The organism is Pullulanibacillus camelliae (genome assembly GCF_014642655.1).
Classification (GTDB): domain Bacteria; phylum Bacillota; class Bacilli; order Bacillales; family Sporolactobacillaceae; genus Pullulanibacillus; species Pullulanibacillus camelliae.
Genome location: NZ_BMIR01000016.1, coordinates 14,584 through 28,034, shown reverse-complemented (window position 1 = coordinate 28,034; position 13,451 = coordinate 14,584). Strand labels below are relative to the sequence as shown.

The window sequence follows — 13,451 nt, the reverse complement described above, 5'->3', positions numbered from 1 at the left end:
TAGTTCCCTCTTCCTTTCCTTAAAACTGATGTATTTTTAGCCAAGATGCACATTGCTCCTGCCACTGCCGCACATGTTCATCCTCAGTGGCTAATCCCATTCCATGAGGACCTTGCTCAAAGATGTGTAAGTCAAAGGGGACATGCGCCTGGCTCAGCGCCCTTGCAAATAGCAAACTATTTTCAACGGGAACACTGTCATCATCTGCGGTATGCCACAAAAAGGTCGGCGGCGTTTTCTGACTGACTTGCAACTCATTTGAAAGTGAGGTCAAAAGTCCTTCATCTGGCTGCTCTCCCAACAGGTTGATCATGGAGCCTTCATGTCTGTATGGTGACTGCAAAGTAATAACTGGATAACAGAGTACCATCACATCAGGACGTGCACTCTCCTTCTCAAGAGGATCCTCTGCATAGGCATCTCCTTCATCCACATGTGTTCCTACAGTGGCCGCTAAATGACCACCTGCAGAAAAGCCGAGAATCCCTACCTTATTCTTTTTGATCCCCCATTCCTCAGCATGATAGCGTACATACCGCAACGCTCTCTGAGCATCCAATAATGGAGCTGGGTGTTTATGTGGTGCCACCCTATAATTTAAAACAAATGCTGAAATCCCACATGCATTCAACCATTTGGCGATTGGTTCCCCTTCATGGTCGGCTCTCATGCCATAGCCCCCACCAGGACAAATGACCATCGCGCTTGTTAAAGAATCCGATTCTAAAAGAAAAGGGGTCAGTGATGGGATAACATCGGGTTCTCCTAAATGCTGGGGCACTGCTTCTTCCCAAAGTTTAATCGACATCCTCTTTACCTCCCAAAGCAAATAGAGACATTTGCTTCCAACTGCCTATTGATCACTAAATTGTTCAGCCAAAAAATGTCTCGCTTTCTCGACTTGATGAGCAAAATCATCCCAAAGACATTCAATGGAAATCCCGCCCGAATATCCAGCCTCACGGACATAGCTTGAAAACTGCTTATAAGGATAATGCCCTGTCCCAGGTGCGCCTCTTCCAGTATCAGCAACGTGAATATGCTTCAAATATTTTGCTGCGGACAGCAAATGATCGAGTGGTTCATCCTCCTCGTCCATATGATAAAAATCGGCCAGTACTTGAACGGCTGGATGATTCACTTGTCTAGCAAACCTCACAGCCTCTGACACGCTATTAATCACGTTGCACTCCTTACGATTCAGCGGCTCGATGACCACTGTAATACCTGCTCGCTTAGCCTTTTGTCCTGCAGCCTCCAAAAACTCTAGGATTTGCTGTTCACCTTTTGCCCGCTCTATATCTTGCGGAATATGCCGCGCTCCTCCACTTCCAAACACCACAATCCTTGCTCCAATAAGTTGCATCCGTTCCAGTGCCTTCTCAAGATAAGCATGAATCGCCTCACGATCTGCCCTCTCCCCGACCAAAGGGAGATGACTAGGAATGAAACCATTAAAGGCTTCTATTGCTATGGGACTCTCCTCATAAGGTTTTAACACCTCTTCCTTAAATTTTTTGTCGCTTTCCCCTGGTATTAATGAAGCAACAGTCCCCTCTAAAAAATCAAATCCAGCCGCCTTAACGCGTTCAGCTTGGTCAATGCTCGCACAACATCCTAGTTTCATAAGCAACCTCCTTTAAGATAAAAGCAGAGTTTAAGAGTGTAAAACCCCATAGTCTCTATCACTGTTTCTTAAAATCTACCAAAGATAGCGTTTTCATAACAGTCTATATTTCATGTTACAATATATTCTTAATACTCTCTATTTTACAGTTGTAAGACATTCTGAACAAGCTGCTATGCTTTTTGATTCTCTGCTGTTTCTTAAGCTTTTGCTAATGCCTGATCAATCAAAAAGGATTGTCCAGACCAAGCCTTTTTCGCGGTCCATTCCGCTTCTCCTTGCCAAAAAGGATCACTGTCATGTAAGCCCAATGCTACGAAAACCGTTGAACATAAATAAAGACTTCCCGTAGAAATATAGAATTCACCAATTTCAGGCTGATCACCGCAAAAACCCACGCGCAACCAGCCATTTTCATCGAAGGTACCAGGTGCATCAATCATCCGACGGATAACGGCGGTTAAAGCACAGCGCACTTGGGCAGGTTCAATGCTCTTCTCCAGCCTATGTTGCAGCGCCATCTGAGATAAATGTTGGAAGACACCAAAGCGATAGGCAAGTGATCTTCCAAAGACCGGGAAGGTCCCCTCTGGAGAAATACTTCTTTCTTGAATGACCGCATATCTTTTTGCGCGCAAAATAATCCTCTCTTGCAGTCGTTCCCAATCCTCATATTCTTCTCCAATGGTGTCAATAATATCCACAAGCATGGGGTGAATCACAAAGCTATTATAGTAATCCATATGGAATTCTGGTCCATCCCCATATACTCCATCTCCCTTATACCATTGCTCATGCTGCTTCAAAGCAAAATCCACGCGCATGGGGTCCCAGTCTTCTCCTATAGAATATAAAAAGGTTTCTATCATAGCAGAAAATAAAAGCCAATTATTAAAGCCAGGCTTTCTAGAACGCGTCGCTTTTAATGCAGCAATCACATTGCGTTTCACCCTCATCTCAAGCTTGACATACAGCTCTTCTGGGGCTCGGAGCAATGCATGGGCAAAAAAGGCGGCATCCACGATCGGTTGAAAGCCCATAGAAAAATTCATAAAATCAGGGGAATGTGGATCTGTCGCCGCATCAATAGCCTCCCGGGTCAATTCTGCCAGTCGATCACGTGTCTGGTTTTCCTCATGATTCATTGATGTACTTTCAAGCCAAGGGGCCATACCAGCTAACGAACGCGCAAAAGCCTCTAAGTGAGCGACAGCGGAGCGATCACGCCTTCCCATAACAGGCATTTGCTTCTTTAATTGTCTGTTAGCCAGTGTCTCAATCACTGGACATACAATCTTAAGCATATTTTTTACCCAATAATCACGGTACTCATGATTTTGCAAACCTCTAGTGTCAGTCATATTTCATCACCCTTTTTCATGACGCCTTCTTCCCATCTCTCTTTTACCTTCACATGTTCAAATAAAGGGGAGAAGCCTTCTCCCCGCCTATCATTGATTGTTAAGCTGTTGTTTGGCCCACTCATTGCTCTTTTGTTCGACATTCTCTAAGGCTGCTTTAGGACTTATTTTTCCAGTTAGAGCCCCCTGAACCTGTGATTCCAGCTCAAGACGTGGTTCACCATTTACCCAAGGGTAGTGCGGTGTCCATGGTGTACTCAGTGCATCAAAGATCGGGTTCATAAATTGACTCTCATCCTTTATACTCTTCCATTTTTTTGCATCCTTAATAACAGGAATACTATTATATTCTTCCCATAAATATTTTTGGAAAAAGTCCGTTGAAGAAAACTTAATCCATTCCCAGGCTAGATCCTTATGCTTACTGTTCTTCGCCATAACAAATGGGCTGCCGGCAAATAAACCACCCTTCCCTTCATCATTATTAAATTCCTGAGCAATGCCTATTCGCTTCTGCAAGCCTTGTGAATTTATTTTACTAATCAATGATCCCGGACCTTGATTTAACATGATCGCAATATTGTTATCTTTTGTTAGCCATTTTTCAGAACCTTGGTCACTTGTAATGCCTTTTGGAGCATACTTTGATAAATCGAGTAACCAATTCAAGCCCTTCAGCATTTCAGGGGAATCAAAGTTAAACTTCATTTCATCAAATTTTTGCCCACTTCCCCATGAGCCATTTTGCGCCTCAGCTGCATTGACAATCAACCATTCCGGGGACTTTCCGCTAAAATATACCCCGTAGTTTTGTTTCCCTGTCTTTGGATTTTTTCCTGTCATTTGCTTGGCTTTTTCCAAAATTTCATTCATTGTCGGATGAGCAGATAGGTCCTTTACTCCCCAATCCTTAAACACCTTCTTATCATAAAGAATAAATCGGGTATCACCGAAAACTGGCAATCCATAAATCCTTTTCTTTCCATCCGGCCCAATCGTTTCCCACCCTTCGACTTGATTATCAACATACTTATTCAAATCAAAGTGATCTTTATCTATAAAAGGCTGTAAAGGCTCCAAATCGCCCTCACGCGCATACCCGCTATCAAGACCCGGCATTTGATAAACATCTGCTTGGTTACCAGTGACCATCGTCTTTGTCTTTTGAATATAACCATCCCATGGCATGGTCACGATTTTCAATGTGGCTCCAGGATGTTGCTTTTCAAACTCCTCCTTTAAAGTATTCAGTCCTTTCACTTTTTGGCCGGTAATTGGGTCGGTCGAATCTTGCATTTTAAAGGTGCCAATCATCTGAACGGTCAGCGTCTGTCCTGCCCATTTTCCAGTCTTCTTACTTGTCGCCCCTTCGGAAGAGCTGCATCCTGTTAAGAGATATAAAGCAACAAGAAGCATGACCAAGCTCGACGCTAATGCCTTCCTGCTCGTTTTCATCACTGTTTCCTCCTTAATTTCAGATACAAATAATTAGAGCATGTGATCTTCCAAACTCTCACTACTCTTTTAAACCACTCAAAGCAATGCTCTGAATAATAAAGCGCTGTAAAAACAGATATAAAATAATGATTGGAACGACACTCACCGTTGCCAGAGCCATTGTTAGACCGCCTAAGCTCGTGCCGTTTTCTTGTGAAAAGCTCGCTAAATACAGTGGAATCGTCTGTAAATTAGGATCATTAAGCACAACCAGTGGCCAAACGAAATCATTCCAGCTCCATATAAATGTTAAGATCACTAACGTCGCTGCAATAGGTCCTGTTAAAGGGAAATATATTTTGAAAAAGATGCCAAGCTCACTGGCTCCATCCATTTGTGCAGATTCTCTTAAACTATCTGGGAGGCGATCGAAATATTGTTTACATAAAAAGATGCCAAAGCCATTCACTAATGCAGGTAGAAAGAGCGGCCAGAAGGTATTTAACATGCCGAGTTTATTAAACATCTCATACATCGGTATCAAACGCGGCTCCATGGGTATCATTAATGTCCCTAACACAATCAAGAACATAACCTTTTTACCCTTAAATTTTCCTTTTGAAAAAGCATAGCCACCTAAAAGCGACGAGGTAACTCCCAAAATAACTGAACACACGGTAATGATCCCTGAGTTTATATAAGCTCTAAAGATTTGCCCATTTTCAAAGACAATATTGAAATTGAACCAGGATGGATCTTTTGGTATCAGCTTAGGGGGAAAAGGCATTTGAACATTCGCCGTTCTGCTAAACCCCACACTAATCATCCAAATAAAGGGCACCATTAAAAGAAATCCACAAACTAATAAAAGAATAAATTTAATAGCATTGCTTATATAAAAGGCCTTCTTTTGTGTGAGAGCTGCCAATATTTATCCTCCTTTCAAGCCTATAATTTCATCTTCGTCAGCTTCAAATTAAACATCGTAAAAATAAGGATAATGACAAAGAGGACATACGTTGCCGCCGAGGCGATACCAAATTGAAAGCCTGTGAAACCATGTTCATAGATGTAAGCCACAACCGTCTGAATGGAACGATTCGGACTCCCTGTTGGACCGCCAATAACGTAGACCTCATTGAACCTTTGTAGGGCACCAATCCAGCCCGTGATGAGTAAAAAGGCAAATGTCCCCATCATATTGGGAATCGTGATAAAAAGCCATTGCTGTAACCCGCTTGCTCCATCAATCGTTGAAGCCTCATAAAGCTCTGGAGAAATCGCTTGCAGGTTGGCCAAACAAATGATGATGACAAACCCAATCCAATGCCAAACCCCAAGCAGAATAATCGCCCACTTCGCTGTTCCCGGATTAGATAGCCACAATGGCGTCGGCAGACCCACTTTATCTAAAAAATAATTTAATATCCCCATATCTGGGTGCAACACAAAGGTAAAGATCATCGCTGCAGCTACAATCGCAGTCACATTAGGTAAAAAGAAGATGACTTTGAAAAAATTTTTAGCAAAGGCTACTGAATTGATCATTGATGCAAATATAAAGCCAAGAGGAATGGTAATAATCATTTGAAAAAAACCAATATAGAAAGTATTGTAAACGGAATGCCAAAACTCACTAGAGCTCAAAACGGTTTTATAGTTTGCAAGCCCTGCCCATGTCCCCCCTGTTCCTGAAGAGTTAAATAGGCTAAGACGCAGAGACTCTAAAATGGGATAAACCATGAAGCATAAGATCCCTAAAAACGCTGGAGCCAGGAAAACATACCAAATCAAAGACGACCTTTTTGGCCTCAGAGTGCCCAGCGCTATTTCACTTTGCGCTTTTGTTCTATTTGGTTTGCTTCGCATAACAATCTCCTTCCAATCAAAATGGTGTTCCCTTAACCTCTATCGCCCCCTTTTACCAATTTTATTAAGCGCTTTCAAATATTCATTGCATTCATCACATCCCTATGGTTAGTTAAGAAATGGTGAACACCTTTTTTGCACTGAACATTGCTTGATCATTAAATTGAATATTTAAATGATATATAATATATAAATACTCCTAAAGCTCTTTATCATGACCTAAATTTTAAATTATAGTGACTCAAAGCAGACCTCATCTTAGAAAACTTGGCTTGCACCACTTCGCTGAGACTCCTGATGTGATTTTTGCAAATCACACACTTAGGTTGCCCGCAAGCCTTAGAAGGCGAAAGCCAAAGTGACACTTATGCTATCTTCCTTTGAGAGCGTCAGCGAGGTTATAAATTCTGATAGTATAAGAAAAACCGGGCGAAAAACATGCCCGGTCCTTGTCCTTAGTATAGAGCATCGTCCAATATGAAAGAGGCTTCATTGCCTGGTCAAGTGGATGGGAGCGCAAGGCGCGAGATTCGGAACACTCTAAAATCGTATGTTCCTCGAGCGCCGTTGACTCATGATGCGGAGACTAGAATCCTGTGGGCAGTGGGAGATCGGTAAGACCTTAGCAGCGCGCAGCGCGAGGAGGCTTACCACTCCCCCGCGGAAAGCGAGCTGCCTGGAACGGAAATCCGCACCGTCCTCATGACCAGAAATTTTATACTTTCTGATCTTTAAAAAAAGGAGGAGTTCCCCCTCTAAAACTTTTCAGCCCTTAAATATAGTAGCAGATGTTCTCAGGTCGCCTACTCCTTAACAGAGCCAATCAGAACACCCTTCACGAAATATTTCTGAAGGAATGGATAGAGGAATAAAATAGGAAGTGTGGCTACCATTATAATGGCATACTTGACCGTCTCCCCAATGCGATACTGGTCGCCACCTAGGGCACCGTTTGTAAAATTATTTGTATCATTTTGCACTAATATTTCCCTTAAGACGAGCTGCAAAGGATAAAGATCGCGATCACGTATAAAAATCAACGCATCAAAATATGAATTCCAATGATAGACAGCATAAAACAGGGTCATGACTGCAATAACTGGCAGGGACAAAGGCAAGACGATTCGAAATAAAATCGTAAAATCATTGGCCCCATCAATGCGTGCTGATTCTTCTAGACTAAGGGGAATACCTTGAAAAGAGGTCCGCATGATAATTAAGTTAAAAGCACTGATCGCGGAAGGCAAAATGAGTGACCAGCGTGTATCTAAAAGCCCTAAATCATGAACTAATAAATACCGTGGAACAAGTCCGCCACTAAAGAACATCGTAAATACAATTCCCAGCATGATCGGACGACTCCACATGACCTTGCGCCTTGATAGCGCATACGCTCCCAGTATTGTTAGAATCATATTAAGCGCCGTACCTACAACGACGTAGAAAATCGTGTTGCCATAGCCGATAACAATCATAGGATTGGCAAATACCCTCTTATAAGCATCCCATGTCCACCCAAATGGCTTCCATAGAATACCGCGATGCTGTAATAGCGGAGCCGGATCACTCACTGATGCAAATGCTACGTAAATAAGGGGATAGATCGTGACAATAATCAAAGTGAGCATGATGATTGTATTCGTTATATTGAAAGTAATATCCGCTGGCCCCTGATGAATAGACCTTTTCTTTACCATAAGCTTGTCTCACCCGCCTTTCTTGCCAGCCTATTGGCAATGATTAAGATGGTAAAGTTAATGACAGCATCAAAGAGACCGATAGCAGCGCTGTAGCTATAGCTCGCATCCAAAATCCCTTTTCTGTAAACATAAGTGGATAATACATCGGCCGTATCATAAGTTAACGGATTATACATTAAGATAATTTTCTGATATCCCACCGACATTAATGATCCTAGCTGCAGAATGAATAAAATGATGATCGTGGGCATGATACTCGGAATCGTCACACTAATGATTTTACGAAAACGCCCTGCCCCATCAATGGTTGCCGCTTCGTATAACTGTGGATCAACATTAGTGATCGCGGCTAAATAAATAATGGAACCCCATCCCACCGTCTGCCAAATTTCTGAGCTGATATAAATGGTTCGGAACCAGCCAGACTCTTGAAGAAAATTAATTTGCTTTCCCCCAAAGGCATGCAGGATTTGATTCACTAACCCATTTGGAGACAAAAAGTCTACAAGCAAACCAACGACAACGACTAATGAAATGAAGTGGGGCAGATAGGTTAACGTCTGAGTGACTCTTTTAAATTTCATATTACGAATTTCATTTAATAGTAATGCGAGTAAAATGGGGGCTGGAAAGACAAAAATCAATTCATAAAGGCTAATAAGTAGTGTATTGCGAATGAGCCGCCAAAAGTAATAGCTTTTAAAAAATGCAGTAAATTGATCGAACCCGATCCATTGGCTCCCCCAAATCCCATCCGCAGGGGTAAAATTCTTAAAGGCAATTTGCACGCCATAAATTGGACCAAATTGAAAAATAGCAAAATAAGCAACGACAGGAGCAAGCATGAGATAGATATATTTATTGCGCTTAAAGTCCTTTTTTACTCGTGTTCTGAACGGCTCTTTCTTTTTCAAGAAGGGGATGTGCTCTGCCTTCGTTTTGGGTTGTAAGAACGCCATGCCTTCTATCGACTCCCTTCATACATAAGTTCATGGGCATTTCTCAGGTGCGCATCCTTAGGCACGCCTGAGAAATGGAGAATTTTAACGCTTGTTATAACGATCTAACGCTGCTTGCTCGATCTTGACTGCCTTGTCAATGCCCATTCCTTGCATTGTTTTAACATACTTATCGAAGTGAGATAAAGGTTCTTTCCCCATGATGAACTTATTAATCATCGTATCTTTATACGTATTGACATCATTTAAAATGGAAGCCAATTTTGTACTCTCATCTGGAGTAGGGGTAACGGGTGGCATTAAGATTGCGTTCTTACCTTTCATCCATTGATTCACCGCATCCTTTTGTTCAGGATCTTGCATATATTGCTCAATATAACGTTTATCTTGAACAAAAGGACCATTCCATGAAGAGCGTGTATACTGTGCAAGTGCCTGTGCCATTGGCAATCCTTTGGAATTATTTGTAATTTCTTTTGTATACTTTGGATAGCCGTTATCCATGTCATAGCTTTTACCTTCTATACCAAAGTTCATCAGCATATGCCCCTTGTCACCGTAAGCATAATCCAGAAATTTAATCGTATCTTTGATATGTTTATTGCTACTCGTGATAACTGCTGCTACACCTGTATAGACATTATCTTCTTGGCTGACAATCGGAGTCTCACCTTTTTTAAGTGTGGGATAGGGTGTTCCAGCTAATTTGAATTTAGGATCTTTATCCTTCATTAATCCTGTGTAATAGCCAATACCACTTCCCGCATAGCTGATAAAAGCACCTAGTTTATTTCCTGTCACATTCGCATCTCTTAATTTTGTATCGGTTGCGACATAGTTGGGATCGATTAATCCTTCTTTATACCATTGATGCATTAAGGCGAGATAGTCCTTAAATTCCGGTTCCATCGGGCCATATTTGACGGTACCATTCTCCTGATAAAAACCGGGGGTGATACCAAAAGCCCCTATAAAAGCATTGGAATTTAAATCAGGCAATAAAGGAATTTCGTCTGCCTTTCCATTGCCATTGGGATCCTCTGTTTTAAACGCTTTCAAAACAGTGTGCCATTCATCAATTGTGGTCGGAACCTTAAGACCCAGTTTATCCAGCCAGTCCTTCCTAATCATCGGGCCAAAGAAGGTCAACAGCTTGGGGTCACCACGCAAGAACGGGAAACCATAAATATCACCGCTATCTGTTGAAATCTCCTTCTTCCATTCTGGATGTTCCTTCAAAACCTTGCTTAAATTCGGTGCATATTTTTTGATGTAGTCATTGAGTTTGATAATCTGTCCACTTTTTAAATATTTCTCTGCACCGCCTGGCACCGTATTCCAATACCACTCAATGACATCGGGTAAATCTCCAGAAGCCATCATTAAATTGAATTGTTGATTCATATCATCGGAATCGGTTGGTGGGTGCTGAAAGTCAACCTTTACACCGGTTTCCTTTTCGATTTGTTTATATGCGCCAATATTCGAGTAATTCTTCATGATGGCTCCCGCGTTCCCATTTAACTGTACATAATAACTGATTGCCCCTTGATCACCAGAGCTGGAGCTCGATGACTTTTTTGATGAATCACATCCGGTAAGCGCTGTCAAAATAAAAAGGCTCAATACTAAAACTAATAGTCCCAGCTTTTGTTTCTTCCTTTTTATCAAGTCTCTTCCCCCGTTCTAACTATTGATTTGTTAAAGGAGCTCCTTGATTTAATAATAGCGGGAGGGATAGGAAAATAACATTACCATTTCTAAAGATCCATTATAATTTTTACAGCATTCATCACTATCATTTTTTAAACAACACTATCATCATTTAAGATGAATGATAAAAGACTCTATTATTTAGAGGATTCATTACCATTTCTTTTGAAATCTAACGAGGCTCATAGCTAGCTAAGAATTGGGAGCCATGACCGGGGAAAGTGCGCATTCCATAGAAGGCTTATACTATTTTAAATAAAAAATGGTATCCACTAATGTATAGCAGGTGCCACATTTGATTGAAGGGTTTTGTTCCGGCTTCACCCAAAAACATGGAAGGCTTTTAGGCTTCCATGTTAATACGATATTTTCCTGGTGTGACACCTTCGTATTTTTTAAATAGCCTGATTAAAGCAATGTCATTTGTGAATCCCACTTCTTCGGCTATCCTAGACAACGTCAGATCGTCATCTTTAAGCAACTGCTTCGCGCGCTTCAAACGTAATCTGGCAATATAGACCTTCAAAGGATCGCCTTGATTTTTTTTAAAAAAGGAGGATAAGTATTGGGGGGTAATATCAAATTGGTCAGCTATGGTTGTTAGACTGATAAAGTGATCATTGTAATGCTCCTGTATATAACCAATGATCTCCTCGAACAAGGTTTGGCTGCGAGTCTTCTGGTTCTCAGCAATGTAATAACACAATAAACGATAGTAATCCTTTATCTTCTCATACATAGCATTAATCGAGGAACAATGCGCAAGTACTTTTACGGGCTCAGGCTTATCCTGAAAGACTTGTTTATAATCGACATTCAAATCATTCAATATTTTCACAAAGGTGCTCATGATATTAAAGAAGAGACATTGGCCCAGCTCCAATGAAATATGTCGGGAGTCGAAGTTTGAATGAAACACTTCATCCAGCAAACGATCAGCCACTTCAAAATCCCCTGTCTTCACAACATTAATAAATTGATTTTCAATTTCAATAGGGTAGTAATAGTATTGGTCTGCAGTCTCCATCTCACTATAAAAGGTGATATGATTTAATCCTTTAATCATTCGATAGTCAAGTGCCATCAGTGCTTCTCGGTAGGACTGTCTAATCTCATTCATGCCATGATGGATGTTGCCAACCCCTACTGAAATGTAAAGCTGTAATTCTTTTTGGAGAAATTTTTTCAGCTCAAACGTCATCTTCCTTAACTCATCCGTTTGGGACGTGCGAGAGTGTCTTTTAAAATTCACTAACACTGCAATGCGATTCTGATCCATCTCTACTGAATAGCCTTCGTGCTGCTGATGTCGCGCCATTTCTCGAGCAACACTTGATAGGGTAAGACGCGCAGCCGCCCATTGCCTTTCTGACTCCTCTACCTCAATGGGATCCTCCTTATCAATATCAATGATTAACACAGCAAAGATATCGGATAAAAAGCTGACATTCATAAATCGTAAAGCGTCATTAGAATAATCGGTCAGGTCCACCACACCTCTTAATAGCCGTGAAAAATAATTTCCTCGAATTTCTGGAATATGCTTATGAATGACTTCCTCCAGCCGTTCTTCCTTGTTCCAAGTTGCTGTTAGTGCTTCTTTTAAAAACTGAAATTCATTCCCTTTTGCCCAGGCTTGTTGTTTCTTCTTAGCTATTGCGCCTACCAATTCTCTTAAGGGGCGATAATGGCGATAAGCCAACCAATAGGATAAGGCACAACCAATGAGGAGACAGACAATAATGGAGACCAGAATCATTGTTTTAACCCCATTCGCCTTGTGTAGAAAGAAGGATTTTGACACAATAGAAACCACATACCAACCACTATCTGAAGATTTTACAAAGGAAACCATCATCTTTTTGCCATTAATCGTTTTCTCAGTGACACCGCTATTGCCTTTAAGTTCCTGAAAGAGTTTGTTAGAGGGCTGAGTGCCTTGAAAGGTATTTTTTATAACTGGAAGCCTGTCCTTATTTAATACAAAGGTATCACTGTGATTTGCCCATTCCATGTTATTAATCATGTCACCAATCTGTTCTCCCCCTAATATTTCGACAAGGTAACCTTTGGGCGATGGGCTCCCAAATGGCAGCGGTTGAATATAAGTAAAGCCTTTTTTGTATAAATGCGATGCCTTGACGATCTTCTCTGAAGGAAGAAACGCTTCCCCCTTTTTATAGCCAGTAATCTTATTTTTCCAGGTCCGATAACCTGTTTTAGCATCTGGATATAAGTAATGAAAAAAAGATTCGGATGTTGTTTTTATGGTAGAGGTTAAAACGACATCCTGCCTCGGCAGGTAGATATAGTAAAAATCAATACTTTGATCAAAGTTATGGTAATTTTTCAAATCCTGCAGGAAATTGATATAATCATAGTTATTTTGTAAATTAGGTGGCCTTTTATAGCTAAGGAGTAAACTTAAATTGGGATTAAATCCAATGTCATAGGCTAATTGATGTGCCTTATACAGTTGACCGTCTAGCACATTGTCAATTTGATTCAACAAAGCAATATTTGAACGATTATTATTCTCCTCCAATATGGATTCCATTTTCCAATATTGAAAGCCTTCGGAAAATAAGGGGACAATTAAAATAAGAACAAATGAAAGACTCAATGTGACGAACACACTTTTCTTCTTAACCACCATATCCTCCTCCAAATCAGCCTTTATACGCTTGATCAGCAGGCTACCTCCCCTGACTACACGCCCCTCATATAGACTATATAGACATTTATCCCTCCTTAATACCCAAAAATGAAATCGCTTACATTATAA

The 13,451-nt window shown here is 41.0% G+C and carries 10 protein-coding genes; all 10 read right to left on the bottom strand.

The window, feature by feature from the left end; all coding sequences use genetic code 11:
• Positions 1–19: 19 nt before the first annotated feature.
• On the bottom strand, positions 20–808 hold the full coding sequence (locus IEW82_RS14720) for an alpha/beta hydrolase (RefSeq protein WP_188695969.1): 789 nt from the start codon (positions 806–808) through the stop codon (positions 20–22).
• Positions 809–853: 45 nt separating this feature from the next.
• Entirely contained in the window at positions 854–1,627 is a 774-nt protein-coding gene (locus tag IEW82_RS14715; RefSeq protein ID WP_188695966.1) for a sugar phosphate isomerase/epimerase family protein, read from the bottom strand.
• Between the two features lie 200 nt (positions 1,628–1,827).
• Positions 1,828–2,988 carry a DUF2264 domain-containing protein gene (locus tag IEW82_RS14710; protein WP_188695963.1) on the bottom strand — a complete coding sequence of 387 codons (1,161 nt, stop codon included), beginning with the start codon at positions 2,986–2,988 and terminating at the stop codon, positions 1,828–1,830.
• Between the two features lie 90 nt (positions 2,989–3,078).
• Positions 3,079–4,443: an ABC transporter substrate-binding protein gene (locus tag IEW82_RS14705; RefSeq protein ID WP_188695960.1), complete on the bottom strand. Its 1,365-nt coding sequence runs from the start codon at positions 4,441–4,443 to the stop codon at positions 3,079–3,081.
• A 61-nt stretch (positions 4,444–4,504) separates the two neighbouring features.
• Positions 4,505–5,353 carry a carbohydrate ABC transporter permease gene (locus IEW82_RS14700; RefSeq protein WP_308422166.1) on the bottom strand — a complete coding sequence of 283 codons (849 nt, stop codon included), beginning with the start codon at positions 5,351–5,353 and terminating at the stop codon, positions 4,505–4,507.
• Between the two features lie 20 nt (positions 5,354–5,373).
• The gene (locus tag IEW82_RS14695; RefSeq protein WP_229672642.1) at positions 5,374–6,168 is read right to left on the bottom strand and encodes a carbohydrate ABC transporter permease; all 795 of its coding nucleotides are present in this window, start codon (positions 6,166–6,168) and stop codon (positions 5,374–5,376) included.
• A 929-nt stretch (positions 6,169–7,097) separates the two neighbouring features.
• Positions 7,098–7,991: a carbohydrate ABC transporter permease gene (locus IEW82_RS14690; RefSeq protein WP_188695955.1), complete on the bottom strand. Its 894-nt coding sequence runs from the start codon at positions 7,989–7,991 to the stop codon at positions 7,098–7,100.
• Complete coding sequence (locus IEW82_RS14685; protein ID WP_188695953.1) at positions 7,985–8,953, bottom strand: ABC transporter permease; 969 nt, start codon at positions 8,951–8,953, stop codon at positions 7,985–7,987. Before IEW82_RS14685 ends, IEW82_RS14690 begins: the two co-directional genes overlap by 7 nt.
• An 84-nt stretch (positions 8,954–9,037) precedes the next feature.
• Positions 9,038–10,621 carry an extracellular solute-binding protein gene (locus IEW82_RS14680; protein ID WP_188696115.1) on the bottom strand — a complete coding sequence of 528 codons (1,584 nt, stop codon included), beginning with the start codon at positions 10,619–10,621 and terminating at the stop codon, positions 9,038–9,040.
• Between the two features lie 388 nt (positions 10,622–11,009).
• Positions 11,010–13,322, bottom strand: a complete 2,313-nt coding sequence (locus IEW82_RS14675) for a helix-turn-helix domain-containing protein (protein WP_188695949.1) — start codon at positions 13,320–13,322, stop codon at positions 11,010–11,012.
• Positions 13,323–13,451 lie beyond the last annotated feature (129 nt).